The organism is Myroides gitamensis (genome assembly GCF_029894455.1).
Lineage (GTDB): Bacteria > Bacteroidota > Bacteroidia > Flavobacteriales > Flavobacteriaceae > Flavobacterium > Flavobacterium odoratum.
On record NZ_JARYHN010000001.1, the window covers coordinates 917215 to 943740 of the forward strand.

A 26526-nucleotide genomic window follows, 5' to 3' on the forward strand; every position below is an offset into this window, starting at 1 on the left:
GAAAACTTATACAAAAGATAAAATCTGCTGGTGTAAAAGAGAAACTGATGTATTACTGAACAAAATAAATCAAAATACAATCCACACAATCTATTCTATTAGTGAATAAAAAGATTAAGCTAATCGTTTAATTGTGATAATACTATTGTGTTCTAAGGTCGTTGGCATAAAACGAACAGAGAAATGAGTGGCATCAAATAATGCCTTGAAGGCTTGATTGCGCTGTTCATCTTCTGGTGTGAGGACAATCGTATTGAAAATAATAAAACCATCAAGGGCCAATAATTGTTTGAGATGATCAACAAAAAATAATGCTCAAATAAGAAAGAAGGCATATGACTATCTTGAAAAATATCAATGACAATGAGATCGTATTGTTCTTGACAAGTTAAGACATATTCAAAAGCATCCATTTGAATGATTTGATGGTTTGCTTGATAGCGGTCGAGATTAAAGTATTTGCGGGCAACATAGATAATCGCTTCATCGAGTTCAATACTCGTCATCGAACCTGTAAAATTGATGTCATTGCGAAGTAAATGAACAGTACTACCAGCACCTAACCCCAAGTTTAGTACTTGTTGCATGGGTTTAATTTTAGGATAGCCAATGAATTTAAACGCCTTTTTAAATACTTGTTCTAATTGACCATACGAATAATTGGTGTTCTTTGTATCTAATACCAATTGCCCGTTTTGCCAGGTTATTTCTAACTTATGGTTGATTTTCGAAGTGATTTTCTTTACGGGAATAGGTGTTACGTAACTTAACCATTTTTTTAGCATATACTTTCACATCAATAAAAACAAAGATAAAGGAAAATATAGAGTGCTTTGTATTTTTATACAAATAGAATTAAAACTTTAAAGAATATAAAAAAAGCCCAAGTTCGTCTTGGGCTATTTGTTGTTTATTTAGTCTTGTTTTGTGACTTCGTACTGGTAAACAATTAACATATAGTGCTTGTCTCTTACTTTGGAACCTCGATATATTTTAGTATGTGTAATATAGTTATCCTCATTATATGTATGTTCAAATATGAAGGGAGATTCTTCTGTTGAAAGGGTATAACTTGCTAAAGTGTTTGCAAATTTATAGGTAAGAGGAACAAAGTAAATATTGTCTAAAATGAGAGTGGTTAAATCAAATGGTAAAGCGTCAAACGGATTTTTACCTGTATCATAGCTAAAGTCAATCTCATTGTTTCCATCTGTGAGATTTATTAATTGATTGGCTGAGTTGTAGGTATAGGCTAACTCCATTGTTCGAGGTTCATTTTCTATTGTTTGAACGGTTGCCTGGTTAAATTGCTTTAAGTTGTTGTACACCAAGTGTTGATTATATGAAATACGAGCATTATCTAGGACTTGTAAGTTTTTTACTAGCTCATTTTCATAAGAAAACGAATATTCACTCGTTGTGTGTGCCTCTGAACTAACCGTTAACGTCTCCATCTGTTGAAAAGTGTTGTATTTAGGTTTAAGCGTATAAGAATGACGAGCAACAAGTAGGCCATTTTCGTACATGTCTTTTTTTAGAAGTAGTTCTTTTACTTGCTTGTCGTTATCATAGGTCAAGTCAAATAACGCTATAAATTCAGGCTCGCGATATTCCGGAGTGTAGTTTAAAGTGAAATCACCAGTTTGAATAGGGGCGGATGGGTAGGCAGTATAATTGACTCTTGTTAGTAGATAATTTTTTTTGCCTGTTGGTTCTTCCTTTTGGTTATCATCAGAAGTACAGCTGATAAATAGAAATAATAAGCTGAAAATTGCAGTTAATTTTAAGGTGTTGTTCATGTTTTTTTGATTTTATGCTAATGTATGTTGTTTTTTTAAGATAAGACAGTGTTAATTTTTGGCCGTCTGTAGTAATACAGAAAATAGTTCAGCGAAGGGCAAAAGAAACCTATAGTTGTAAGTGCTAGTCCAAGTAAAAAGTAAATTTTATATAAATTACGGTATTCAAATCAAATGTGTTCGAATAGTTAGGTTTTATATGCATTTACTTCGAATTACTAAGGCTTTCTGATTTTTGAGGAAAGCTGTTGAAAATATGAGAATTGAGAAAGGGCTATTTAAAGAAAACAAACCGAGAATAGTTTTTTCAACTCCTTCAAGTTTTATATATTTGCTCTTATTTAATTTTATTCTAAATAAAAATAACGCTTTTTTATGATAAGAATTACCTTAGTTCTTATACTGATAGTACTCTCTTTTTTATCCATTTTCGTGGGCGTAAAAGATATTTCGATTTTTGATTTGCACCAATTGTCGAAAGATGAATTGCTGGTTATTGTTGTCAGTCGTATACCTCGAACCATTGCGGTGTTGATTGCGGGTGTAGGAATGAGTATCTCCGGTTTAATTGTACAACAAATTTCCTTGAACAAATTTGTCTCTCCAACCACAATGGGTACATTAGATGCTTGTAAAATGGGAATTTTATTTAGTATGATTCTCTTTCCCAATGGAGGGATTGTGTTTAAAACGGTATTGTCTTTTACCATTGCTTTAGCAGCTAGTATTGTTTTTCTGCGTTTAGCTAGTAAAATCAAAGTGCAAAATGTAATTTTTATTCCTTTAATAGGAATTGTATTCGGAAATATCCTTAGCGCGATTGCTACTTTTTTCGCTTTCCGTTATAATCTCGTTCAGAATATGGACGGTTGGATGATGGGAGATTTCTCATCTATCTTAAAAGGAAATTACGAAATTTTATATCTCGGTGTATTGGTGGTTATTTTATGTTACCTCTACGCCAATAAGTTCACTATTGTTGGATTAGGAGAAGACGCGGCAACAAGTTTAGGGCTAAATCCCAAACGCATCATGTATTTAGGTTTGGTGTTCGTTTCTATTACTTCAACTGTAGTTGTACTGACGGCAGGAGTAATTCCTTTTTTAGGCTTGATTGTTCCCAACATTGTCAGTTTAATTTTTGGTGATAACCTCCGTAAAACGATTAGTTATACGGCTTTGGTCGGTGCCATCTTTTTGTTAGTTTGTGATTTACTTAGCCGCACAATCATTGCCCCGTATGAGGTGCCTATTGGATTGACGGTTAGTATTGTTGGGGGAGTGGTGTTTTTATATCTAATCTTAAAAAAGACAAAACATGCCTAAAAATAAGTTAATCACGATATTACTCGTTTCGCTACTAATCAGCATCGCTATTTATATGTTCACGTTTACAGGAACGAAGCTAGATTACGTCTTGCCTCGAAGAGGATTTAAAGTATTGGCGATGTTGTTGGTGTCTTTTGCTATTGGTTATTCCTCTGTCATTTTTCAAACGATTACAGCCAATCGAATTTTAACTCCATCTATCATGGGTTTTGATTCTTTTTTCTTGCTGTTGCAGTCGCTGATTGTTTTATGGTATGGAGATCGCACATTTCAAGTACTAGGATCGGAGTGGAATTTTGCCTTGTCTGTCGTCTTGATGATGGTGTTTGCCATGGTCATGTATTTCGCTGTCTTTAAGAGAGAAAGTAAGGGATTGTATACCTTGCTTTTAGTCGGACTTTTAATCGGGACGCTATTTAAGAGTGGGGCTTCATTTATTATGTTGCTAATTGATCCTAATGAGTTTAGTATCATTCAAAATGCCATGTTTGCTTCATTTGAGCGCATTAATTTGAAAATTTTAAGTATTGCTGCTGTGATTTTAGTGGCAACGATGTTATATGGAATCCGTTATTTCAAACAGTTAGATGTAATTAGTTTAGGTCGTGATCACGCCATTAGTCTTGGTGTGAACTACCACAAAGTAGTGCGATCCAATCTAATCTTTATCTCTATTATGGTGGCTGTTTCCACAGCGTTAGTAGGACCGATTACATTTTTAGGTTTATTGGTTGCCAACTTAACCTACGAATTGGTGAAGAAAAACAACCACGCTTTAATCGTCTTTACCTGTTGTTTACTGACCTCCGTAACCGTTATTGGGGCGCAGTATTTGGTAGAGCATTTATTTAATATGACAACAACAGTAAGTATCATTATCAACTTCGTAGGAGGGGTGTATTTTATTTACTTGCTGTTAAAAAGTAATAAAGTATGATTCAAGTCAATCAAGTATCAAAATCATATGGTGAGAAACTGATTTTAAATCAGGTATGTGTAAGTTTCCCCAAAGGAAAGATTTCCTGTTTTATTGGCGGAAACGGTACGGGAAAAAGTACACTTCTATCAATCATTAGTCGTTTAGTTTCCCGAGATAAAGGAGAAATCAATTTGTTGAATAAAGAAGTATTAAGCTATACAAATGAAGATTTCGCTAAGCGTTTAGCGATCTTAAAACAAAGTAATAGCCCAAATATTCGATTGACAGTAAAAGAGTTAGTTTCTTTTGGTCGTTTTCCCCATTCTAAGGGAAGACTCAAAAAAGAGGATCATCAGAAGATTGAGGAAAGTATTGCTTTCATGGGATTGAAAGATATTGAGAATCAATTTATTGATGAATTGAGTGGAGGACAGCGTCAACGTGCTTTTCTCGCTATGGTATTGGCGCAAGACACGGAGTATATCTTATTGGATGAACCGTTGAATAATTTAGACATGAAACACTCGGTCGAAATTATGAAAACCCTGCGTGAATTGGCAGATAAATACCAAAAAACCATTGTTATTGTTGTGCACGATATCAATTATGCCGCAGCGTATGCAGATTACATCGCTGCTGTAAAAAACCATCAAATTCTGTATTTCGGACCAACCAACGAAGTAATTACAGAAGAAAAAATGAAAGATGTCTTTGATATCGATATGAAAATTATCGACAACGGAGACCACAAAATTTGTGTCTATTTTAAATAATTTATAAAAACATCGTTATGAGTAAATTTATGATTAGCTGCTTAGCAGCATCCGTTTTTTTATTTGTTTCTTGTAAAGAAACAAAAAATGAAGAACAAAGTTCAGCTACTGAAACAGCAGTACTTACCGTGGATCACCTATCGGGTACTTCTGAGGTAAAAGTAAACCCTAAAAACCCTGTAGTATTGAGCTACGGTATTTTAGATACGTTTGATGAATTGGGAATTCCAGTGAAAGGAGTACCAGGATCAAACTTACCAGTTTATTTAGAGAAATACAGCGCAGCGGAATATGATAATGTTGGGGGAATTAAAGAACCTAATGCAGAAAAAGTAAACGCAGCAGATACAGAATTAATCATTATTGCAGGTCGTACAGCAGCAATGTATGATGAGTTCAAAAAAATTGCACCAACCATCAATCTTGATGTAGATGCTAAAGATTATATGAATTCATTCAAAAACAATCAACGCATTATTGGTAAATTGTTTGGAAAAGAAGAACAAGTAGAACAAGAATTGAAAGACATCGATGCGCGTATTGCTAAGATTAAGAGTATCACGGAGAATTCAGATAAAAAAGGATTAATCGTTTTAGCAAACGAAGGTCGTATGAGCTCATACGGAAAAGGATCTCGTTTTGGTATTATCCATGATGTTTTTGGTCTAAAACCAGCAGATGAAAACATCGAAGTTGCAACGCATGGTCAAGTGATCTCTAATGAATTAATCAAAGAATTAAACCCAGATTATATCTTTGTGATTGACCGTGGAGCAGCAATTAAAAGAGCTACCTTAAGCAAAGAAGAATTTGCAAATGCACTCGTACAACAAACGAATGCATATAAAAATGATAAAATCATTTTCTTAAACCCTGAAACATGGTATTTATCAGGTGGAGGACTAAAATCAATCAAAATGATGATTGACGAAGTAGAAAATGCTGTGACGAAATAAGTAAAGTTGTTGTTAATTTCAAACAAGTAACAAACGAGTGGGTACATAATAGTACTCGCTCGTTTTTTTTGCTCCTATTTTATCTAAATGAAATGTTAAAGGGTGTCGTTTTTTATTTAAATTAGCAACTAAAATCAGCGGGTATTAACTTCTTTCTTTGCTACTTTATCTTATGGACAATCAATTTTCAAACACCATTTTCAAGCGTTTATTTAAAGATGTACAAACGCTTTTAGCGATTGCCTATCTAGTTGCTGTCGCTATTGGAATGCTTTTCAACTACAAGAAGTTTATCTTATTCGATGTAAATATTTTCGATTATGCAGGTTTGTTTGATTTTTTAATTGCCCCTTTTGGCGATTTTACCATTACCTTGTTTACACTTGGAACGATTCTCCTGACAATCTTGATTTATCAACTCGATCTTTTTTGGCGTAAAAAACATCCCGCTTCCTATGCGAAAATGATGTTTAATATGGATCAAACCAAATGGTATACGAGTCAAAAGTATAGTTTAGGATTACTTCTTTTTGTTTTGTATATGTTTTTAGGAGCAGATGTTTATGCAAAGCGCAATAAACGCGCAGTTGTTCAAGAAAATCCCATTGCTATAACGTATGCAGACAATACACAAATACAAGGAATTTTAATCGGCAAAACAACGGATTATATCTTTTTGTTGCAGCAAGAAGAAGTAAAAGTAATTCCAATGAATGCGCTGATTAAGGAAATCAAATTGAAATAAGAGTTAAGAGATTGAGGGAATCTACCTAATTCTAGTGATTTTTTTATTTTTTATGCTCCAGTTGTTTTTTGCGAGATAGGTTCGCTTTATTTTTGACTGAAAATAAAGCTATGGCACATCGTATTTACCTCTACAATATAGACAGTGAAACCCATCAAGTAGTTGAAGGAAATTTAGGAGAATGGAATTACGTAATTCCGGATCTATTGTTGCCCCTTTTATCGGCAAATGTACGAGCGAAAGGAAAGGCGTTGTATTTCGACAAAGAAGAAGGACTCAATCGATTGACGAATTTCTATGATTTGTTGACCGAAACTTATCAACTGCAAAATAAACAAGCATTTACGGAAGCTGTCACGGTTATGTTTGAATTTTTGTCTGATTTGCCTTATGATGCGTTTTATATGGATGCAAGTGATGTGTATACCATGAACGAAGAGAAACCGAAAGAACAGGCCAAACAATGGGTAGAAGAAATCCAACAAAAATGGACGTTGTATCAAAAAGCCATAGAGACAAAAGACTTACGTGTATTAGATGATTTAATTCGCGCCTCAGGCTATACTTCCTTTCTGGAAGCTTTAGAACACGATTGGGTACAATATGGCTTGGGATATTGGGAGGAAAGTAGCGTAAAACAAACGCGTAGTGTTGTCTTTCAGGAAGGTGAATTACAGGGGTTAAAAGACAAAAATGGAGTAATTATCGCTCCTGCAATATACGATGTTATTTACGCATTTAGTGAGGCCTATGTCGCTGTAGTTGAAAAGTCAGGTAAATTCGGCTATATCAATGATCGAGGTAAATTGCTAGTACCGCTGGAATACGTGGATGCTTTTGATGGGTATCTTGTTGATCAAACCAAAGTGGGAATTGTTTGTGTAAACGGAAAAACAGGGCTTCTTCATCTTGATACACATCAGTGGGGGATTCCACCCGAATATGAAGAAATAGAGCAGTTGTACGGTCCTTATTACAATGTTGTACAAGACGGACAGTATCAATTACTCGATTATACAGGAAAGCACATCATTGAAGAAACAAGTGCGACGGCATTTGAACTCGACTATCCCATTAAGTTTTTTGCAAAACAACCCCAAACATCAAAACGAAAATACTATACTGTAACGGGACAATACCTTGGGGACTATCCCGAAGATGTATTGGAAGAATTGCCCTTGGGGTACTATTGGATTAAACCGAATAAGTATCAAAAAAAGAATAGTGTAATCAATCCCATGGGGGAAACCATACTGACGGATATTGACCAACTTATGCTATTTCCAGGATACACTTCTTTTGCCTATAAAGTAGAGAAGCAATGGATGCTATTTGATTGCCAAGAACAAAAGAACATACTAACTAATGAGGTAATTGCTAAAATTCATGCTAATTATTTGTGTAATTACATGCACGATGCCTATGTGATTCAAACGGAAGAGGGGTATGGGTTTTACCATACCACATCCTATCGTTGGCTAATTGAACCCCAGCAGGATAATCTAAAAATAGAACATGTAAACCAGTTGTTGCTGCAAGTGACCCAAAAGCAAGGAATGCGTTATTTTGATTATCAGACACATACCTTAAGTGAATTGTATACGTATCTATGCGAACCCATTGATTATCATACGCAGCGTTTGTGCTTATTTCAAGGAACGACAATGTATGAGCTAGATCTTGAAGGAAATCGCCAAGAAATTAGCAACGAGCAAATGGGGCAATTATACGAACAACGCTATAATTTACGCGGTAAAGATTTAGCTTTTTTTACTTCGTTTTACGAAGCTTGGACGCAGCGAATGGGCGATCAGTATGAGGCGTATTTTGATGTAGATACGTTATATCGACGCGGAATTGCCGCCAGAGATGAGGAGGATTGGATTTCAGCCATCAAGTATTTTACAATCGGAGCGGAGCGCAAAGACCCGCGTATGTTGTATGAGTTGGGCGTGATTTATACCGATGAAAATGCATGGACGGCAATAGCGAACGGAATTGCTTATTTAGAAGAAGCTGCGGAACAAGACTATGCTGATGCGTGGAATACCATTGGGTATTTGTATCAAAATGGCATTGGATATGCGTATGATTTTGAAGCGATGATTCAAGCGTATGAAAAAGCCGTTGAATTGGGATGTGTTTGGGCCAATAACAATTTAGGCGACTTGTATTTCTATGGACAACACGTGGTACAAGATTATGATAAAGCCTTGTCTTATTATGTATTATCGGAAAAATATTATGGAAGTTATGCCCAAAATCTGATCGAGATTTACTATCAGAAGAAGTGATTTTGATCAAGTATTAAAATACTTGAAGCGCAACAAATACCAACCGTATATTCACATTTATTACGGTATTCTATACGATCATGGGTATGGCGTCAAACAAAGCGAAAAGAAGGCGGTTGAGCACTATGAGCACGCAATAGAACATTCAAGCTATTTTTATGCCGTAGAACGCCTCTTATACTATTATAAAGAGCATCCTAAATTTCAAGATGCAACGCAGTATCAACGAATTGTAGATTATGCGCGAATAAATGAAATAGAAATACCCTAAATACAAAAAGAAAAGAGGATGCCAAAGCATCCTCTTTTTATATGATAAACCTTAGAACTGGCGAACCGTTTGTCTAATGGCAACTAATTTAGTCATCAAGTCTTCGAAGTAATCCAAGTGCAACATATTCGCACCATCACTTTTCGCTTCTGCTGGGTTGAAGTGTGTTTCTAAGAAAATTCCATCCACACCCACTGCGATTCCCGCTTTCGCTACAGTTTCAATTAAATCTGGACGTCCACCTGTTACACCGCTCGATTGATTCGGTTGTTGTAAAGAGTGCGTAATATCCAATACTGTTGAAGCAAATTGTTGCATAGCAGGAATTCCTCTGTAATCAACAATCATATCTTGGTAGCCGAACATAGTTCCACGATCCGTAACCATCACGTTTTCATTGTGGCAATCCAATACTTTCTGTACTGCGTGTTTCATGCTCTCTGGACTCATAAATTGTCCTTTCTTCAAGTTAACCACTTTACCTGTATTTGCTGCTGCAACTACTAAATCAGTTTGGCGAACTAAGAAAGCAGGAATCTGTAAAATATCTACATATTCAGCTGCTAAAGCGGCATCAGAAGATTCGTGTATATCTGTAACAGTTGGTACACCAAATTCTTTTCCAACTTTTGCTAGTATTTTTAATGCTTTTTCATCACCAATCCCTGTGAAACTATCAATTCTCGAACGGTTTGCCTTTTTAAAAGACCCTTTAAATACGTAAGGAATTTGTAATTTATCTGTAACTTTTATGATGTGTTCTGCAATGCGCATAGCCATTTCTTCACTTTCAATGGCACATGGTCCAGCTAATAAAAAGAAATTATCAGCTTCTGTATTTTTTATTTGAGGTATATTTCTGATATCCATAGTGTTCTTGTATTAGAATTATTTTCGTTTTGTTTTGCCTTTTTGCTTTTTCACTTTAACCATTTCTGGCTTTTGTGCAGCGGCCTTTATTTGGTCGTAATTCTTTGTTTTTAAAAAGTAAGCAATTATAGTAGTAAAGATAATACCAAATGAGAGATTATTCATCACACCATTTCTTAAAAATAAGTCAAAAGAAGCATTCTTCTGGGCTTCTTCCACACTCATTTTAGCATCGTGAATCAATGCTTGTTCGAGTGTTTCCATGAAATGTGGACTTACCTGATTGAAGGTAATGAATTGAACAATAGGGAAGAACAAGGTAATCATGATACACATAACTAACCCCGTTAGAAAGGCTTGTTGCCATTGCATCACGTTGTCAAAATACTCTTTCTTCTTTTGTCGGATCCCCAACCAGTAAAAAATAAAGAGTAAAAAACTAAATAACATCTCATGTAGTACCTCAAAACGCACCTTTTCAGTGTGGAATCCCATCGACTTTCCTATAAACATCCAAATTAATGCAGCCAAGGTGGCCAAAGCAGCCCATTTGAATTCAATAGAGAATTTTTTCATTGTATTAGCTTAAAATATAATACTTCAAAAGTAAAGTTTTTATTTTATAGCTTAAAATATATTTTTTTCTAATTTTTTTTCTTAGATTTAATAGGAAGTATGAAAAAACAAAATAAAATAACCACTATTTTGTAAATTAATATAGTAAAAAAAACAATTAGTTATGAAAACGCTTATTTTAATTCGACATGCAAAATCGTGTTGGGAGGCTATTACGGAAGATAAGAATAGACCAATCTCAAAAGATCGTGGGGTGCAGGATGCGCTTTTAGTTTCTCAGGCAATTGCTTCACTTTTACCGGATCGTTTTATTGTTTGGACAAGTACGGCACAACGAGCCAAACAAACAGCCGCTCTTTTTTGTCAAAACTTAGATATCAATCCAACTTATGTCATTGAAAAAGAAGATATTTATACTTTCGACGTCAAGAAACTGGCGCGAACGATAAAAAAATGTGAAAATACACACAATGCGCTGATTATTTTCGGACATAATGATGCTATCACGGATTTTGTTAATAAATTTGGTATGGTTTCGATTGATAATGTGCCAACATCAGGAGTGGTTGTGATGGACTTCCCTCAAGAGGATTGGAAAGAAATTAAAAACGGAACTGTAATAAGTAAAGTTTTTCCTAGAGATTTAAAATAAGCAATGAATACAACTACTGCAACACCTAAATATTATTATGTTGATCGTGAGAAAAGCTGGTTGGCTTTTAACGAAAGAGTTTTACAAGAAGCCGGAGATATCACAGTCCCTTTACTTGAGCGCTTGCGTTTCATTGGGATTTTCTCTAATAATTTAGATGAGTTTTTCAGGGTGCGTTATGCAACGATTCGCCGGATGGTTTTAACGGGCGAAAGTAATCGTCGACTGGGAAGTGGAGTAGTAGTCAAAGATTTGTTGACGCAAATTACCAATCGCGTAATCGTCTTGCAAAGTGAGAGCTTGCGTATCCTTGCGGAAATTGAAAAGCAATTAGAAGCAGAGAAAATTTTTATACTCAATGAAAATACTATCAATGACAAGCAAAAAGCCTTTGTCAAAGATTATTTTTTACATACCCTATCACATGATTTAGTCACAGTTATTTTGAGTGACTTGGCTCCGTTTCCCTTGTTGAGAGATACACATGGGTACTTAGCCGTAAAGCTTGAGGTAGATGAAGCTTTGCGAAGCCAGAGAAGTAAAGCAAATAAACGCGAAAAAGGAACGCGTTATGCTATTATTGAAATCCCCAATATTGTCAATCGATTTGTTGAGTTACCCTCAGAAGATGATAAAAAATACATCATCCTAATTGACGATATTATTCGAGATAATCTAGCGTCTATCTTTGGTATTTTCGATTATAAAGCGGAAAAAGCTTTTATGATTAAAATTACACGTGATGCGGAATTAGGGGTAGATACGGATTTACATAAGTCTTTTGTCGAAAAAATCTCTAGTGGAGTGAGAGACCGAAAGGAAGGTGAAATTGTTCGTTTCGTTTACGATCAAGAAATGGATCAAGATCTATTGGATTTTTTACTTAAAAATGTAGAGATTGAAATGAACGATAGTATCATCCCTGGTGGACGATACCACAACCGACGTGATTATATGAGTTTCCCAACAATGGGAAGATCGGATTTAACCTATCCTAAACAAATACCGGCAGCCGTGCGCGATTTGGATATGGAAGACAGTATCATTCAGCAATTGCAAAAGAAAGATTACTTGATCTATACGCCTTATCAGTCGTTCTCTTACTTGGTTCGACTCTTGCGTGAAGCGGCATTGGATCCACAAGTCTTGTCTATTAAAATTACCTTGTACCGCTTGGCTAAGAACTCTCAGATTATTAGTTCTTTAATCAATGCCGTGAAAAATGGAAAAAAGGTAATTGCACAAATTGAATTACAAGCGCGTTTTGATGAGGCTAGTAATATTTATTACTCTGAATTGATGCAATCGGAAGGAGTGCAACTGATTTTTGGAGTAAAAGGACTCAAAGTACACAGTAAAATCTGTGTGATTGAGCGATTAGAAAATAAGAAAATTAAGCGATACGGCTTTGTTTCTACCGGAAACTTCAACGAAAGTTCAGCGAAAATATATACGGATGTTACCTTGTTGACCGCTCATAATCAGATTATGAAAGACGTGTCTAAGGTATTTGAATTTTTACAAGTGAATTACCGTGTACACAAGTATAAGCATTTACTGGTATCGCCCCATTATACCCGATCAGGATTCTATAAATTAATTGATCGAGAGATTCGCAATGCAAAGAATGGATTGCCCGCTTATATCCGACTAAAAATGAATAGTTTATCGGATTTGAGAATGGTGGATCGCCTGTATGAAGCGAGTAATGTAGGAGTAAAAATACAATTAAACATTCGCGGGATTTGCTGCCTAGTACCGGGTATCCCAGGGATGAGTGAGAACATTGAAGCCATTAGTGTGGTGGATCGTTTCTTAGAGCATTCGCGTATTTATATTTTTGGCAATAACAACAACCCTGAAGTATACATCTCTTCTGCGGATTTTATGACGCGAAATCTAGATGAACGCGTGGAAGTGACCTGTCCTATTTACGATGAACGAATCAAACAGGAATTGATTGAAACGTTTGAAATTGGCTGGAAAGGAAATGTAAAAACGCGTATTCAATCGGGTGATTTATCTAACAAATACAGGGATAAAAATGGAAAAGAAGACTTCCAATCTCAAAAAGAAATGTATCGTTATTACAAAGACAAACTAAAAGGATAATTCATGTTGAAGATAAAGAAATATGCAGCAATCGACATCGGTTCCAATGCGATGCGTTTGTTGATTATGAATATTGTGGAAGCGAAAGGGAAAGACCCCGTTTTTAATAAGAGTTCACTGATTCGCGTTCCTATTCGATTGGGACAAGATGTATTTACGCAAGGTGAAATTAGCAGTGAATCCAAGCAACGCATGATAGAAGCGATGCAAGCCTTTTATTTGTTGATGCGCGTGAATAAAGTCGAGCGTTTTATGGCTTGTGCTACCAGTGCTATGCGCGAAGCGGACAATGGACAAGAAGTAGCAGAAGCTGTTTTTGCTGCATCCAAGATTAAAATCAATATCATTGATGGCGAAAAAGAAGCGATGATTATTGCTTCTACGGATTTGAAAAATTACATCAATCAGACGAAGAATGTGATGTTTGTTGATGTAGGTGGGGGGAGTTCTGAATTTACAATTTTCAAAGAAGGAGTGCCCTTGGCTTCTAAATCATTTCGCAACGGTACTGTCCGTTTGTTAAACGATATGGTGTCTAAAAGTGTGTGGAATGACATCCAAAATTGGGTTAGAGAAGAAACCAAAGACCTGCATGATTTGATTGTTATCGGTTCAGGAGGAAATATCAATAAAGCCTTTAAGATGTCTGGTAAAAGCCAGGATAAACCTTTGTCTTATAGTTATTTGAACCAACAATTGACAAAATTGACAGAAATGACCTATGACGAACGTATTGCAATATTGGGATTAAATCCCGATCGTGCGGATGTAATCATTCCTGCGTTGCGAATTTATACGTTTGCCATGAGATCAAGTGGAGCAAAACAGATTTACGTACCAAAAATTGGAGTTTCTGATGGAATTGTAAAAGCCATTTACTTTGGTAAAATCCCATTGGAATACCAAACGATCACGTATTAATACAGGTAAGTGCTTTTTCAAAAAAGCCCAAAAATAAAAATGACGCAAAGCTTTCTTTTTTAAGAAACTTTGCGTCATTTTTATTTTTTCTATAACAGTACTTTTACTTCCAGAGACAACGTAGCTTTCGGTTGATAGTTATCCAAAGATTTAAACATCAAAGCGTTGATTAAACAATTTTTGCATATAGTCTTGAAGGATTAGCGCATGTGTATGTTCCGTGTCACGTGCAGCATAAACAAACGTAATAACTGGGTATTCTTCCCATTTTTCAAGGTATGTAGGAATTAATTCATTGTGTTTGAGTTCTTGTAGATATTGATAGGTAAAAGTTGGCCAATTTTCAACGATATGTCCATAGGCTTTTCGAATTTCAGTAGTAGGAGTAATGTCTTTGGCCCATTCCTCAATTGCTGCATGTTCTTTGGAAATACCCCGCGGCCATAAACGATCGACCAAAACGCGATAGCCATCCGCTGCAGAAGGTTCTTCGTAAATTCGTTTGATTTTTATTTGCGGTATCATGTTGAAATTGATTTAATTGCGCGATTAAGTCCTACCTTCTAAGATACAATTATTCTTTGGGAAATTCTTTTTTAAGATGCAGAATACTACTACATATTTTTTATACACCAACTTTCTATTGTGTTTTTTACATTAAAATCATCAAATGTGTTTTCAATTACTCTTTGCCTTCTCTTTTTATTTTTAGGGATATTATAATATTCACCTTTATAATACACTACTATATTATATGTATCAATTATAGCAGTATCAAAAGTTAAGTAATTATCATAGATAATAATATTGTCATCCTGCCATAACGCTCTATACAAACTCTCTTTTTTAGGAAATATTCTAAAAAGGTCTAGTTTTTGACCTTCTGTATTAGAAAACGATACTTGCTTTAATTTAGTACTACGCAAACTATATTCTAGGTTGTTTAGTTTATCGCTAAGAATATTGTTTCGAATATAAAAAGAATCAAGTTTAATTAGTTGGTTATTATACAACATTTCACCTTTCAAAAACCCTTGATAAGAAATAGTTGTTCTACTATTTTTGGCGTAATTTCCAATATACAAGGGACTTCCAGGCTTAACGAAACTCGAGAAGTCGTAATTTTGAGCATAATTACAGCAATAAATAAGTAATATCAGAGTAGTTACTAGTTTGTGTATCATAATTTAAAGATAGAAAAAAATAGTAATATTTTTTGCTTTCCATTTAAATTTAAATGACAAGCGTATTGAAACGGTTTATAACTCTTTTATAGTAGATAATAATAGCTTAACTTATTAGGAGATACGCCTTTCCAAATACCAAAATCTACGCCGGCATTGTCGTTTGTAACCATTCATCTCAAGTACATATAGAACTGAATACTTAAAAGGATATAGATAAAAGTTAGGATATTAAAAAAATAATATTTTAAAATAGATTTTATTTTTGTTAAAATTAACATATATTTATAGATTGCCTATTAAATCAGAAACTTATGAGATATTTTGCTTGCGTTGTTGTTTTCTTTTGTTTTTATATGAATGCCTTATACGGACAACAAAACCTAGTACTCAATCCCAGTTTTGAGAAGGTGAATGAGGAGGCTTTACTTTGTAGAGGTTATTTACCGAATGGAGAATTGGAAATGGCAATAGAAAATTGGAAATCAGTAATAGGATCTGCAGATATCTATCATATGAGTGTTGATGTAAATTGTCAGTCACATCCTTTAAATACTTCCTTTGTTCTAAATAATTTTCTACCACCTAGAACAGGAAAAAGTATGGTTGCATTCGGAATAGGACTTGAGGCGATACAAGGGGAATTACAATCTCCTTTAATTGCAGGAAATAAGTATAAAATAAAATTTTATACTTCGTTGGCTAATAATAGTGGAATAGCAATAAATAATTTTGGAGTCAAATTTTTACAAGAACCTTATGATCAAGTACGTGATGGTTATAATCTAGTTCCTGATGTTAATTACTTAGAAGTAATTAGAGAAACGGAAGGTTGGTATCTAGTAGAATTGGAATTCACTCCTCAAATTTCTGGACAAAAATATTTTGTTATAAATAATTTTTTTCCTTCGTCTGAAACGAGAATTGAACCTAATTTAAACAGATTAACTCATTTTACTGCATTAGATAATGTAACATATTATTATTTTGATGATTTTTATATTATAGACTTAATACCATCCTTTCAGCCCATAGGTCCCTTTTGTAAAGGGATTATTTTTACTTTACCAGAAGTATCAGAGAATGGTTGGACAGGGAGTTGGTCCCCAACCATTAATAACCAAGAAACAACAACCTATACGTTTACTCCTGATGATGCTGAAGCTGAATCTGTAACATTAACCGTTGAAATTATTGAACCCCATATAAAACCTATTTTTGATATAGTAACAACAAGATGTAAAGGAACGACAATTACTTTATCAAGTGTTTCAGAAAATGGAATAGTAGGCAGTTGGTCTCCTGAGATTAATAATCAAACAACAACGACGTATACGTTTACACCAGAAGCCGGTTCTTGTGCATTAGAAACTTCTGTTACAATAGAAATAGTCGATATAGTAACCCCTGAATTTACCCTTCCTTCTTTTATCTGTGAAGGAAGTATGTTGGTTTTACCAGAAGTATCGAATAACAGTATTCGAGGTGTTTGGGCGCCCACTATTGACAACCAGCAAACAACGACATACACCTTTACACCCGTAGGGCATGATTGTGCTGTACCTGTAAAAGTAACAGTAGAAGTTAAACGAATAGACACTCCTTTATTGAATTCTTATTGTACCAAAAATGAGCTTTATGTAGAAGTGTTAAACCCAGAATTAGAACATCAATTCCAATGGCAGATTAATGGCATAGCAATTGATGAATCGTCTCCAACGATTCAGTTGTCGAAATATGCTAATCTACTACATGATAATCAAAATATAGTAACGGTAAGTATGACTAATACTTTAGGTTGTGTTAGCACCAATACGATCGAAATCGAAAATAAAAACCTTTGTTTTATTCCCAAAGGTATTTCCCCTCAAGGCGATGGATTAAATGATACCTTTGATCTCAGCCATTTTGGAGGAGTTTCTCTTCAGATTTTCAATCGCTATGGGATGAAAGTGTATGACAAGAAAAACTACAAGAACGAATGGTTTGGGCAAACGAATTCCAGTACTACGCTATTACCTAGTGGAACGTATTTTTATAAGATTGTAACGAATAAGGGAGAAACGCTTTCGGGTTGGGTTCAGTTGATGTATTAGGAGGTTTGTTTTTTGTGAGGTTTGCTCTTTGCTCGGTTTGTCTTTTGGTAGATTATTTTTATTATAAATTTTCTTGTATAAGGGCAAATTGCCATTTGCTTCTACGTTCACCCATAACCATAATCTCATAACCCATTTCCCATAACTAAAAAATCAAAACTTCTCAATCGCGCCCAATCCAAACAACGCAAAATCGTATTTCACGGGATCAACAGGATCTAATTCACGCAAAGCCGTATCCAATTCCAATAGCGCTTTGGCATCATTTTGTGTGCGTTTTAAAATGCCCAGTTTACGGGCCATATTCCCTGAATGTACATCTAACGGACAAGACAACTCACTAGGAGATACGCCTTTCCATAACCCGAAATCAACACCAGCATTGTCTTGGCGCACCATCCAACGGAGATACATATTAATGCGTTTTGCAGCCGATCCTTTTAATGGATCAGAGATGTGCTTTTGCGTACGTTGTTGATGTTGAATTTCAAAAAATAAAGTTTTAAATTTTGAAATACGCTCCTGTAGAGGCAGGGAAGAATCGCTAAATACTCCTTCTAAACCTCCATGATGGCGGTAGATATGCTGTAAAGCCTGAATAAAAGTAGCGAAGTCCATACTGTTAAAGGTACGGTGAACAAATCCAGCTAAAGCATCTAGATGATCTTCGTTGTGATTCATGACGAAATCATAGGGAGAATTGCCCATCAGTTCCATCATTTTATGCGCATTTTTGATGATCATTTTGCGATTCCCCCAAGCAATGGTTGCACTTAGAAAACCTCCAATTTCAATATCTTCTTTTTGCGTATATAAATGTGGAATTTGTACAGGATCATCCACTATAAAAGAGGGATTGTTGTACAACAGTACTTTCTCGTCTAAAAATTCTTTGAGTTCAGCTTTATTCATCTAACAAAGGTAGGAATTAAACCTAAAGAAAACCGTTGTTTTAAAGCGAATTCAAAAAGGATAATAGATCTTCTCTTTCCTTTTTGGACAACTGTTTGAATTTATCTTTAGCGCGTTGTGCTTCACCACCATGCCAAAGAATAGCTTCCGTTAAATTGGCTGCTCGACCATCGTGTAAGAACTGCGTATGTCCGTTGACTAAATACTGAAAACCAATGCCCCAAAGAGGTCTCGTTTTCCATTCTCTGCCCGTTGCCATAAAGTCCGGTCGACCATCGGCTAAATCTTCCCCCATATCGTGCAACAACATATCCGTATATGGATAAATGGTTTGATGTGCTAAGGCTTTGATTGGACTAGGTCCAGTTTTTTGTTTCGGAACATGGCATTTTGCACAATCAATTTCTTCAAAGATACGCGCGCCATTGCGGACATTTTGATTGTCGTGAAAGCGAGAAGCTGGGACTGCCAAGGTTTGGGTATAAAAAGTGACCGCATCAACAAGAGCATTGGATACTTCTAGTCCAGCCTTCAAGCCATCATCTCCATTGGTCTGTCCATATCCCGTTTCATAAGGAAATACATAGTTGGTAATTCCCATGTCATTGTTGAAAGCAGCTGCACATTGCTCTAGGAGTGAGGCCGTATTGGCTTTCCATCCAAAGCGTCCTAATTTTGTTTGTTTGGAAATCACATCGTATACATAATTAGCCTTTCCATAAATGCCATCTTGATTGGCATCGTTTGCATCAATTTGAGCAAGAATGTCTGCTTCAGGAATAGCTTCTAGTAAGCCTAAACCAAATACTGGAGAACCAATACGCGGAGATAACAAGATATTAGCGGGAATGGGAATATAAGATTCGACCAAACTATAGTGCGGTTTACGCAAAGTTACTTTCGTTCCGTCTGCTAATTCTTCTACGATAGTGGAATAAGTAACCTGAAATTGAGCCTCTGGTTCCACACCAAATACCGCCTGATTTTGTATTTGTAATCCAAAACCGGGAACAGGAACGGGGCCTCCGTTATCCGCGATGCCTGGTATACTTACGCGCATGAAAAAACCACTTCTTGCATTGAGGTTAGTAGGGAAGGGAGCCCTGCCATCTTTGGGATGACAAGAGATGCAGGAAGAATTATTAAAAATTGGACCTAAACCACCGTTTACTTTATTCGGAGGAGTCACATAAACCGATTCAAAAGTCAAGTCTCCTGTTAGATGTAAGGCTAGGTCAGCTCCTGATAAATTAGGAGCAGGAGTACCATACGCATTACTGGTATTGATAAAAATAGTAGTGGCTCCACCCGCCAATTGACGATCCAACAAAGAAGGAAGTTCTTCATAAGGCGTAGCATCATCACTAGAACAAGAGATAAAAAAAGAAGAAAAAAGAAGTACGGTAAGAAGTGAAATGTATTTCATTATAAATGGAAATCAGAGGGTGTTCTATGGAAAAAGAATACACCTTTTGGGGTGTATTCTTTTATAGGTTGGGTTAGTAAGATGAATTAAAGACTATTGATATAAGGTTTCAATTTAGACTCTAATAAAGTAGATAAATCATTAACAATGTTTTGCGCTTTGATTACTTCTGGTCTATGGCTATAAATAGCTTCTGTAAAGGTTCCAGGAATTGCTTCAATAGCTGTAATTGCCGCGGTGATTGCTGTTTTGATTTCCGTATCTAAGGCTTTGTTATCTCCAGCAACAATTTCAGATAATCCTTTAACCGATTTATTGTATTTGCCTAAATAGATATTTTCAATACTTCTCATGTTGTCTGCGAAGTCTCTTTTAGAATTGTTACTAAAACGAGATTCTTCTTTTTCTGGATAAGGAGTACTTCCTTCTGAGTTTAATGGATCTTCAATTTTACCTGTTCCTACTTCATCGGCAATGGTAATTAATCCATCGACAATTTCTTCTAATGCTGCTGCTTTTGAAGGGTATTTTGTCGAGTTTATTCCCGCTGAATTGAAGACTGCAGCGTAATTTCCACCATCAACTTTCCATTGATCATAAAGCAATTGCGTATTTTGTTGTAAGTCTTCTGTAGCAGCTTTCAAGTATTCTTTTTGTCTAGTAGTAATATCTGCCGCTTTTTTTGAACCTGTTTCTCCCCATAATAGGAACTCAATTAAGTGAAAACCACGTGCTTCGTTATTCGAACTAATTAAAGAAGCAGTGATTACTTGATTACTTCTCAAGATGTTGTTCATCGCTTCTACATCCACAGGCCAAGTGTCCATAGCAGGGTCGATTCCCTCTGTATCTACAGGGCCATATAAGAACCCTTCTGATTGCTCCCAAGGTTTTCTCGTTTCAATCCACGCTTGTTTAGCTAATTCTAAATTCGCATCTGTTGCGTTAGCTGTAAAGTTGCTGATCGCTTTTCTCAAGGCATTGGCCTTGTCATTTAGATCGCGATAGGTTTCTGTAACAACACTTCCTGTTAAATCTGAAATTACAGTTGCGTATAAATCATCCTTTTTGGTGTCTGTCGAGGAGTCATCATTATTACTACAGTTCATCATCATGAAAGAAGTAGCAACCAATCCTAAAGCTAAAAATTTGTTTCTCATTATTTTATACTATTTGTTTTTTATAATTAAAAAGTAAATCCAATTCCTGCAGAGAACGTATTCTCTTTCTGTTTGTTTCCTGTATTTAAAGAAGTCACCGGATCAAAGTGGTCTGAGCCTAGTCGTCTTGTTGCATAATGCGCCTTAACTACGATCTGTGGGTGAACAAACCAGTTGATTCCGCTGGTCCAAACACTTCTTTCCCAACGTGGTTTTCGAACTACAGCACCTTCTGTTTCATGCATGGTGTCATAGTATTCGTAACGCACAAAAGGATAGAGTTTTTGCGTTGTTGTATTGTTGAAAAAGTGGAGCACCTCATACCCAATATCCCCTGAAAAACCAATCATATTTTTCCCTACAGGTGTGCGTTTAACCCCTAGGTTATTGGAAAGATTGGCATTTTTTCGGCTGACAATGTTAGAGTTCTCTACATTTCCATATAAGAATACAGAACTAAATTTTAGGTAGTTCTCATCATAACTCACATGGGCTTCTAGGATGCTGACATAAGCAGAAACATCCATGTCATTTTTAGGTCTATTAGCCGCTGCATCGTTGATGTAGGCTGAAACTCCTGCAAATGTGTTTTTATTGGTACCAAATTTGTAATCAAGTCTAGCAGCGTACGCTAAACTATTGCCAACAGCCATTTCAAATCGGGTTTGATGCCCTCTTTTTATCCAATTTCTCGAGCTAAATCCAGTAGCATCCAATCCATTGGTAATGGAAAATTCATAGCTGAATCTATTTTTTAAGAATGTACCGTAGAATTGAATTCCGTTCTCATACCACCCCAGAGGAAGCATTTCATTCTCCATTTCTTGTCGATATGTTGTGAAATACTGTGTTGGACGATCGAGATTTTGAGCCAAACTCAGGTGTAGTTTCATGCGTCCAACGCGAACATTGAAGTAGGGGCGAATTTTGAAATCAATGTGAATTTGCTCTAATTTTACTTCTCCTCCTGATTCAATTTCTTTCTCATACTCACCGAATTCCTCCTGTGTATCAAGCTCTATGGTAGAACCCGTTCCGCCATGTTCATATTCGATTTCCGTTTTTAAGCTAATCCAATCATTGAAGCGATAGCCTAAATACAAATTCAATCGTTCCGCATCAAATTTATTTTTGATGTTTGGATCTGTATCATAACGGCCATAGTTGTAATAATTAACAGCGCCATAGCCACTTAGTGTAAAGTTGTTTAAGCTGACTAATTTTTTCTTGTCCTCTTTAAGCTCTTCGAGGATTTCTTTTTTTAATTCTTCTTTGAGTTGTTGAAGCGGAATAGCGTCTTTGTCTTGGGCTTGCGTAAGGAAGCATTGTAAGGCCAAACAAACCAGTAATCTTGTTTTCATAAAGTGGTTATGAGGTGAATAAATTCAGTAAATTTTGACGCAAATATATGTTTATTTAGATTTATTAAAAATAAAATATAAGATTTTTTTAACTTTGTACAAGAATTAAGAATTGCTGTTTGGTAGGGGTATGTCTGATTTTTAGGTTAAACGTTGATTATATTCATTTGTTTTTAAGAAATAAATTTAATATATGTAAAAAATGGTAAATTATTTTTTGAATTTGATTTAAATTTTGTGCTAAAAAATGAATTTTCATGGAGTAAAATGGAATAGAAAAGAGCATTATTGGTTTTTTGAAGTAAAATTTTAACTTATTTGTTTTTATTTGGTCTAAATAAATATATATTTGCCCTCGAAATTAGCATATACTTCACGAGGTATTGACTTATAATTAACAAATAAAGATTAGGATATTTTCTTGTTTTCTTTTCGCCAAAGGGGACGAATTTGAGTTTCGTTTTCTCAGGATGAAAGAAGGGAAGTAGCTGAATAAAAGTTGAAAAAGGCAATAGCGAATGAAGAAGGATTAAAAATATAACCCCAAAGAAATATGAAAAAATTATATGTACTCTGTGCCTTTGTAGTAACCAATTTTTGCGTAGGCCAAACATTTAACGAAGCTCTAAAAAAGGCAACTGCAGAAGACAAACCTGTTATGTTAGTTTTTGCTGGCTCAGATTGGTGTGCTCCTTGTATCAAATTAGAAAAGGAAATTTTTCAATCTGCTCTTTTTGAAGCAGAAAAGAAGAATTGGGTGTTGTACAAGGCTGATTTTTTAAAGAAATCAAAGTTACCTGCTGAGGTTAAGAAAGAGAATGGTCAATTGGCTGATCAGTACAACCAAGAAGGGTATTTTCCTTTGGTTGTGGTATTAAATTCTACGGGAAAAGTACTAGGAAAATTGAGTTATTCGAAAGATACTCCTGCAGCCTATATCAAAAAACTACGTGAATTTATTCAATAAAATAAAAACGGTTTAGCATCCATTTTTCTTCATTCCCTTTACTATGTCTTCCATTTTTAGTCGAGCGTTTTTCCTCATGGGATGTAATTTCGATGTTACTATAGTCGCTGATCAGTTAGAAGTAGCTCAAGCTTTAATTGATGGGGCCATAGCCGAAATGAAACGCATAGAGTATCTACTTTCAGAGTGGATGCCTGATACCCCTGTTTCTATTGTCAACGCTCATGCTGGTATGCAGCCTGTGCAAGTTCCTGAAGAGCTTTTGGAACTAACTGCTCGCGCGTTGAATTTTTCCAAACTTACCGAGGGTGCTTTTGACATTACCATGGCGGGTTTGAATCAAATTTGGACCTATGATGGGACCATGAAAAAGCTTCCTTCTTTTGCTGAATTAAAAGTGGCTATTCAACATGTGGGCTATCAAAAGATTCAATTGGATCGAGCAAATCAAACGCTTTTTTTAGCGCAAAAAAAGATGAAAATAGGTTTTGGTTCTATCGGAAAAGCCTATGCAGCGGATTGTGCAAAAGCTTTTTTAATGCAACACGGCGTGCGGGCAGGAATCGTTAATGCTTCAGGGGATATGGCAGCTTGGGGAACTCAACCTGATGGAAAACCTTGGTCGGTTGGCATCGTAAATCCCCTAAATAAAGCAAAGGTTTTCGCTACGTTTCCTTTAGAAAATAGCGCTGTTGTCACTTCGGGAACGTATGAAAAATACGCGGTCATCGGCGATAAAAAATACTCACATATTATTGATCCTCGCACTGGGATGCCCACAACAGAAATAGCAAGTGTTACTGTTTTTGCTCCTAAAGCAGAATTGGCTAACGGAATCTCAACATCTATTGCCGTGATGGGAATTGAAACGGGCTTGCACCTCATCAACCAGATTCCCAGTGCTAGTTGTGTTATTGTCGATCATAAAGCCAATTTATTCACCTCAAATAACATTAAAACCAATACGATTTAACAATGAGAAAACTATTTTACATGGGATGTTTGGTCTTGCTTCTCCCGTCCTGTCAGACGGTCAAAGAATACGAGAAGCAATACATCAATGATCCCGATATGGTACTAAGTGCGCATACATGCGAACGCTATGAAACTAATTTTCAGGTGTACAGAGAAGGGGCTTCGGGCGCCAATGGAGGTAAAACGGGTGGAGGTTGTGGATGCAATTAAATAAAAAACAATGAAAAAACGACTCATTACTTTAATGTCTTTAACCTGTGTATCAGGATTGCTATCTGCACAAGAACATAACTCGACCCCGCCCAGCTATAAAAAGAAAGTCTTGGAAACAACAGAACTTGACTTTTTAGGTAGTTATTATGATCAAAAAGGAAAGCATTCGGCTGTAAATGGCGGAATGGGAACGGAAGAACTGGATAATTACGCCGGAAATATGATTTTGTCTATTCCAGTGCGTTTGGATGGAGTATTGTCTTTTGATGTGGGATTTTCAGCTTATACTTCAGCGTCTTCAAGTAATATCAACCCTTTTATGAGTAGACAGATTACGCAAGTAAATGCTACGGGGGCTTCTACAGGTGCTACTTCGGTTGAAAGTACTAAAACACTGCAATATGGTAGCCCTTGGTATGCCTCAACAGGGCCTTCTCGCAAAGATGTCTTGTACAATTTGGGGGCGAATTACAGCCACAGTTCGGATGATAGAAACACCATTCTTACGGTTAATGCTGCTGTTGCAAGAGAGTTTGATTATGAATCCATCGGCGTAGGCATTGGTGTAACAAAGCTCTTCAATGAAAAGAATACGGAAGTTGGGCTAAAAGCTAATGCTTATTTTGATACGTGGAAGCCTTTCTATCCTACTGAATTAGATGAATATCATACCTATGGGACCAATTTCCAAAATGCAGGCTATTTTGCTAATGTGGAAATTTATGACCAAAACGGAAATGTATCTACTAAATATTTACCTGATCGATTTGTCGCTTTTGATGATTATAAACGCAATTCATACGCGGTTTCATTATTCGCCACACAAATTGTAACAGAAAAAATGCAACTCGCTGTATTTGCGGATGTTTTATATCAAAAGGGATTGCTATCAACGCCTTATCACCGCATCTATTTTGCAGATAAACCCGCTTACTATATAGGTACGCCGAATTATATTCCACTCTATGATTCTCCGCAAAATACAGAAGTGTATCGCTTAGCAGATGACATCGAACGCCTACCTGATACGCGTTTTAAATTACCGATTGGTATGCGTCTGAATTATTACGTCAACAATTGGTTAACTCTACGCAGCTATTACCGTTTTTATACGGATGACTGGGAACTGCGATCACATACTTTTAGTTTGGAATTGCCTGTAAAAATATCAGAACGCATTACACTATTTCTGATGTATCGTTTCTATACCCAAAGTGAAACTAAATACTTTGCTCCCTTTGGTCAACATACAACCAAGCAAAAATATTACACTTCTGATTATGACTTATCCGCCTTTGATAGTCATCAGTATGGAGGTGGTTTGGTTTACAACAATCCTTTTAGCAAAGCAGCAATTGGCGGTTTCTCCTTGAAAAATTTTGAAATCAGGTATAACTACTATGATCGAAACGATGGGTTAAGTGCGAATATCGTAAGTGTTGGATTAAAATTTGTACAATAAATTTAGAAGAGATGAAAAGAGCAGGAAGTTTAGCTGTCATAGGCCTATTCCTTTTGTTACTAGGATGTAATAAAAATGACGATTCCTCAGATACGCCTAAAGAAGACCTCGTTGGGATTTGGAGATTGAGAGAAAGAATAGAAAATGATCGTTTGATAACGTTGGGAATCTGTGATCTCAAAGAAGTTTATGTATTCGGAAAGGATCAGTATTCCCATGAAACCTATAGCCAGGAGCGCGTGAAATACAAAGCCGCAGGTGAGCCAAGTAAAAGCGCAGGAATTAGCATTTTTGGAAGTGATGATGACTATTATACTGAAATTGATAATACGATTAACTGCAAATCCAATGGAGTAGTCTTAGGAACCTGGACGAAAATAGGAGGAGATAAGTATCAACTGAAAGGAACAAATACAACTGAAAATAAAACAGTTGAGCTTTTTTTCAGTGCAGATAAAAAAACCTTTTATCTAGAGCAAGAAACCCGTTTAGCAGGCAAAACGCATAGCAGTTATTCAGTCTATAAGAAACAGTAAAATAGCCCAATAATCAC

Annotated in this window: 26 protein-coding genes; 16 read left to right on the forward strand and 10 right to left on the reverse strand. The window is 35.9% G+C overall.

Annotated features, from left to right (window positions below; genetic code table 11):
• Positions 1-152: 152 nt before the first annotated feature.
• Together M2306_RS04090 and M2306_RS04095 are read right to left on the reverse strand one after the other, a co-directional pair.
• Positions 153-785 (reverse strand): spermidine synthase, encoded by a 633-nt coding sequence (locus M2306_RS04090; protein WP_498882769.1) that lies wholly within the window; start codon positions 783-785, stop codon positions 153-155.
• A gap of 129 nt (positions 786-914) precedes the next feature.
• Positions 915-1799, reverse strand: a complete 885-nt coding sequence (locus M2306_RS04095; protein WP_259188123.1) for a hypothetical protein — start codon at positions 1797-1799, stop codon at positions 915-917.
• 375 nt (positions 1800-2174) lie between these two features.
• Here M2306_RS04095 and M2306_RS04100 point away from each other — a divergent pair, with 375 nt between their 5' ends.
• The 7 genes from M2306_RS04100 (at position 2175) to M2306_RS04130 (ending at position 9086) form a co-directional block, all read left to right on the forward strand.
• The gene (locus tag M2306_RS04100; protein ID WP_259188124.1) at positions 2175-3125 is read left to right on the forward strand and encodes an ABC transporter permease; all 951 of its coding nucleotides are present in this window, start codon (positions 2175-2177) and stop codon (positions 3123-3125) included.
• Positions 3118-4065, forward strand: a complete 948-nt coding sequence (locus M2306_RS04105; RefSeq protein ID WP_002985280.1) for an iron chelate uptake ABC transporter family permease subunit — start codon at positions 3118-3120, stop codon at positions 4063-4065. The genes M2306_RS04100 and M2306_RS04105 overlap by 8 nt, the downstream gene beginning before the upstream one ends.
• Positions 4062-4820 carry an iron ABC transporter ATP-binding protein gene (locus M2306_RS04110; protein WP_002985279.1) on the forward strand — a complete coding sequence of 253 codons (759 nt, stop codon included), beginning with the start codon at positions 4062-4064 and terminating at the stop codon, positions 4818-4820. Before M2306_RS04105 ends, M2306_RS04110 begins: the two co-directional genes overlap by 4 nt.
• Before the next feature lie 17 nt (positions 4821-4837).
• Positions 4838-5776: a siderophore ABC transporter substrate-binding protein gene (locus M2306_RS04115; protein ID WP_002985277.1), complete on the forward strand. Its 939-nt coding sequence runs from the start codon at positions 4838-4840 to the stop codon at positions 5774-5776.
• A gap of 172 nt (positions 5777-5948) precedes the next feature.
• Positions 5949-6521 carry a hypothetical protein gene (locus M2306_RS04120; RefSeq protein WP_002985276.1) on the forward strand — a complete coding sequence of 191 codons (573 nt, stop codon included), beginning with the start codon at positions 5949-5951 and terminating at the stop codon, positions 6519-6521.
• A 110-nt stretch (positions 6522-6631) separates the two neighbouring features.
• Positions 6632-8815: an SEL1-like repeat protein gene (locus tag M2306_RS04125; protein WP_498882770.1), complete on the forward strand. Its 2184-nt coding sequence runs from the start codon at positions 6632-6634 to the stop codon at positions 8813-8815.
• Positions 8816-8837: 22 nt separating this feature from the next.
• Positions 8838-9086 (forward strand): hypothetical protein, encoded by a 249-nt coding sequence (locus M2306_RS04130; RefSeq protein ID WP_498882771.1) that lies wholly within the window; start codon positions 8838-8840, stop codon positions 9084-9086.
• 51 nt (positions 9087-9137) lie between these two features.
• Here M2306_RS04130 and kdsA read toward each other — a convergent pair whose 3' ends face one another.
• Both kdsA and M2306_RS04140 read right to left on the reverse strand, forming a co-directional pair.
• Positions 9138-9956: a 3-deoxy-8-phosphooctulonate synthase gene (kdsA, locus tag M2306_RS04135; RefSeq protein ID WP_002985271.1), complete on the reverse strand. Its 819-nt coding sequence runs from the start codon at positions 9954-9956 to the stop codon at positions 9138-9140.
• Between the two features lie 18 nt (positions 9957-9974).
• On the reverse strand, positions 9975-10532 hold the full coding sequence (locus tag M2306_RS04140) for a DUF4199 domain-containing protein (RefSeq protein ID WP_002985269.1): 558 nt from the start codon (positions 10530-10532) through the stop codon (positions 9975-9977).
• A gap of 163 nt (positions 10533-10695) precedes the next feature.
• On the opposite strand from M2306_RS04140, the gene M2306_RS04145 reads away from it, so the two are divergent.
• From M2306_RS04145 to M2306_RS04155, 3 genes are read left to right on the forward strand one after another with little or no spacing between them, the layout of a single operon-like run.
• Positions 10696-11184 carry a SixA phosphatase family protein gene (locus tag M2306_RS04145; RefSeq protein WP_002985267.1) on the forward strand — a complete coding sequence of 163 codons (489 nt, stop codon included), beginning with the start codon at positions 10696-10698 and terminating at the stop codon, positions 11182-11184.
• A 3-nt stretch (positions 11185-11187) separates the two neighbouring features.
• Complete coding sequence (ppk1, locus tag M2306_RS04150; RefSeq protein WP_002985265.1) at positions 11188-13296, forward strand: polyphosphate kinase 1; 2109 nt, start codon at positions 11188-11190, stop codon at positions 13294-13296.
• A gap of 3 nt (positions 13297-13299) precedes the next feature.
• Positions 13300-14217 carry a Ppx/GppA phosphatase family protein gene (locus M2306_RS04155; protein WP_002985263.1) on the forward strand — a complete coding sequence of 306 codons (918 nt, stop codon included), beginning with the start codon at positions 13300-13302 and terminating at the stop codon, positions 14215-14217.
• 150 nt (positions 14218-14367) lie between these two features.
• Here the strand turns inward: M2306_RS04155 and M2306_RS04160 are convergent, their stop codons facing one another.
• Together M2306_RS04160 and M2306_RS04165 are read right to left on the reverse strand one after the other, a co-directional pair.
• Positions 14368-14742 (reverse strand): DUF488 domain-containing protein, encoded by a 375-nt coding sequence (locus M2306_RS04160; RefSeq protein ID WP_115090543.1) that lies wholly within the window; start codon positions 14740-14742, stop codon positions 14368-14370.
• Between the two features lie 89 nt (positions 14743-14831).
• Positions 14832-15401 (reverse strand): hypothetical protein, encoded by a 570-nt coding sequence (locus M2306_RS04165; protein ID WP_115090542.1) that lies wholly within the window; start codon positions 15399-15401, stop codon positions 14832-14834.
• A 314-nt stretch (positions 15402-15715) separates the two neighbouring features.
• On the opposite strand from M2306_RS04165, the gene M2306_RS04170 reads away from it, so the two are divergent.
• Complete coding sequence (locus M2306_RS04170; RefSeq protein ID WP_259188133.1) at positions 15716-17497, forward strand: T9SS type B sorting domain-containing protein; 1782 nt, start codon at positions 15716-15718, stop codon at positions 17495-17497.
• Positions 17498-17650: 153 nt separating this feature from the next.
• Here M2306_RS04170 and M2306_RS04175 read toward each other — a convergent pair whose 3' ends face one another.
• The 4 genes from M2306_RS04175 to M2306_RS04190 form a co-directional block, all read right to left on the reverse strand.
• Complete coding sequence (locus M2306_RS04175) at positions 17651-18409, reverse strand: TIGR02757 family protein (RefSeq protein ID WP_259188134.1); 759 nt, start codon at positions 18407-18409, stop codon at positions 17651-17653.
• A gap of 40 nt (positions 18410-18449) precedes the next feature.
• On the reverse strand, positions 18450-19835 hold the full coding sequence (locus M2306_RS04180) for a di-heme oxidoreductase family protein (protein ID WP_259188136.1): 1386 nt from the start codon (positions 19833-19835) through the stop codon (positions 18450-18452).
• 86 nt (positions 19836-19921) lie between these two features.
• Complete coding sequence (locus tag M2306_RS04185) at positions 19922-20995, reverse strand: imelysin family protein (RefSeq protein WP_259188138.1); 1074 nt, start codon at positions 20993-20995, stop codon at positions 19922-19924.
• Between the two features lie 26 nt (positions 20996-21021).
• Positions 21022-22356: an autotransporter outer membrane beta-barrel domain-containing protein gene (locus tag M2306_RS04190; RefSeq protein ID WP_115090537.1), complete on the reverse strand. Its 1335-nt coding sequence runs from the start codon at positions 22354-22356 to the stop codon at positions 21022-21024.
• 553 nt (positions 22357-22909) lie between these two features.
• Here M2306_RS04190 and M2306_RS04195 point away from each other — a divergent pair.
• Genes M2306_RS04195 through M2306_RS04215 form a run of 5 tightly spaced genes read left to right on the forward strand, consistent with a single transcriptional unit; the run spans position 22910 to position 26509 of the window.
• Positions 22910-23323: a thioredoxin family protein gene (locus tag M2306_RS04195; RefSeq protein ID WP_259188139.1), complete on the forward strand. Its 414-nt coding sequence runs from the start codon at positions 22910-22912 to the stop codon at positions 23321-23323.
• Positions 23324-23366: 43 nt separating this feature from the next.
• Complete coding sequence (locus M2306_RS04200; RefSeq protein WP_115090535.1) at positions 23367-24296, forward strand: FAD:protein FMN transferase; 930 nt, start codon at positions 23367-23369, stop codon at positions 24294-24296.
• Positions 24297-24298: 2 nt separating this feature from the next.
• Positions 24299-24508, forward strand: coding sequence for a DUF4266 domain-containing protein (locus tag M2306_RS04205; RefSeq protein ID WP_230848010.1), 210 nt, complete (start codon positions 24299-24301; stop codon positions 24506-24508).
• A 10-nt stretch (positions 24509-24518) separates the two neighbouring features.
• A complete protein-coding gene (locus M2306_RS04210; RefSeq protein ID WP_259188141.1) occupies positions 24519-25973 on the forward strand; it encodes a DUF3570 domain-containing protein in 1455 nt (484 codons plus the stop codon).
• Between the two features lie 11 nt (positions 25974-25984).
• Positions 25985-26509 (forward strand): hypothetical protein, encoded by a 525-nt coding sequence (locus M2306_RS04215; protein WP_259188142.1) that lies wholly within the window; start codon positions 25985-25987, stop codon positions 26507-26509.
• The last annotated feature ends 17 nt before the right edge of the window (positions 26510-26526 follow it).

Bases quoted from the DNA above. Each gene is read 5' to 3' on its own strand.
- M2306_RS04105 (WP_002985280.1), top strand. From the start codon at position 3,118: ATGCCTAAAAATAAGTTAATCACGATATTACTCGTTTCGCTACTAATC.
- M2306_RS04155 (WP_002985263.1), top strand. From the start codon at position 13,300: ATGTTGAAGATAAAGAAATATGCAGCAATCGACATCGGTTCCAATGCG.
- M2306_RS04185 (WP_259188138.1), bottom strand. From the start codon at position 20,995: ATGAGAAACAAATTTTTAGCTTTAGGATTGGTTGCTACTTCTTTCATG.
- M2306_RS04205 (WP_230848010.1), top strand. From the start codon at position 24,299: ATGAGAAAACTATTTTACATGGGATGTTTGGTCTTGCTTCTCCCGTCC.
- M2306_RS04095 (WP_259188123.1), bottom strand. From the start codon at position 1,799: ATGAACAACACCTTAAAATTAACTGCAATTTTCAGCTTATTATTTCTA.
- M2306_RS04165 (WP_115090542.1), bottom strand. From the start codon at position 15,401: ATGATACACAAACTAGTAACTACTCTGATATTACTTATTTATTGCTGT.
- M2306_RS04170 (WP_259188133.1), top strand. From the start codon at position 15,716: ATGAGATATTTTGCTTGCGTTGTTGTTTTCTTTTGTTTTTATATGAAT.
- M2306_RS04115 (WP_002985277.1), top strand. From the start codon at position 4,838: ATGAGTAAATTTATGATTAGCTGCTTAGCAGCATCCGTTTTTTTATTT.
- M2306_RS04160 (WP_115090543.1), bottom strand. From the start codon at position 14,742: ATGATACCGCAAATAAAAATCAAACGAATTTACGAAGAACCTTCTGCA.
- kdsA (WP_002985271.1), bottom strand. From the start codon at position 9,956: ATGGATATCAGAAATATACCTCAAATAAAAAATACAGAAGCTGATAAT.
- M2306_RS04215 (WP_259188142.1), top strand. From the start codon at position 25,985: ATGAAAAGAGCAGGAAGTTTAGCTGTCATAGGCCTATTCCTTTTGTTA.
- M2306_RS04100 (WP_259188124.1), top strand. From the start codon at position 2,175: ATGATAAGAATTACCTTAGTTCTTATACTGATAGTACTCTCTTTTTTA.
- M2306_RS04140 (WP_002985269.1), bottom strand. From the start codon at position 10,532: ATGAAAAAATTCTCTATTGAATTCAAATGGGCTGCTTTGGCCACCTTG.
- M2306_RS04175 (WP_259188134.1), bottom strand. From the start codon at position 18,409: ATGAATAAAGCTGAACTCAAAGAATTTTTAGACGAGAAAGTACTGTTG.
- ppk1 (WP_002985265.1), top strand. From the start codon at position 11,188: ATGAATACAACTACTGCAACACCTAAATATTATTATGTTGATCGTGAG.
- M2306_RS04120 (WP_002985276.1), top strand. From the start codon at position 5,949: ATGGACAATCAATTTTCAAACACCATTTTCAAGCGTTTATTTAAAGAT.
- M2306_RS04190 (WP_115090537.1), bottom strand. From the start codon at position 22,356: ATGAAAACAAGATTACTGGTTTGTTTGGCCTTACAATGCTTCCTTACG.
- M2306_RS04210 (WP_259188141.1), top strand. From the start codon at position 24,519: ATGAAAAAACGACTCATTACTTTAATGTCTTTAACCTGTGTATCAGGA.
- M2306_RS04090 (WP_498882769.1), bottom strand. From the start codon at position 785: ATGCTAAAAAAATGGTTAAGTTACGTAACACCTATTCCCGTAAAGAAA.
- M2306_RS04110 (WP_002985279.1), top strand. From the start codon at position 4,062: ATGATTCAAGTCAATCAAGTATCAAAATCATATGGTGAGAAACTGATT.
- M2306_RS04200 (WP_115090535.1), top strand. From the start codon at position 23,367: ATGTCTTCCATTTTTAGTCGAGCGTTTTTCCTCATGGGATGTAATTTC.
- M2306_RS04180 (WP_259188136.1), bottom strand. From the start codon at position 19,835: ATGAAATACATTTCACTTCTTACCGTACTTCTTTTTTCTTCTTTTTTT.
- M2306_RS04145 (WP_002985267.1), top strand. From the start codon at position 10,696: ATGAAAACGCTTATTTTAATTCGACATGCAAAATCGTGTTGGGAGGCT.
- M2306_RS04195 (WP_259188139.1), top strand. From the start codon at position 22,910: ATGAAAAAATTATATGTACTCTGTGCCTTTGTAGTAACCAATTTTTGC.
- M2306_RS04125 (WP_498882770.1), top strand. From the start codon at position 6,632: ATGGCACATCGTATTTACCTCTACAATATAGACAGTGAAACCCATCAA.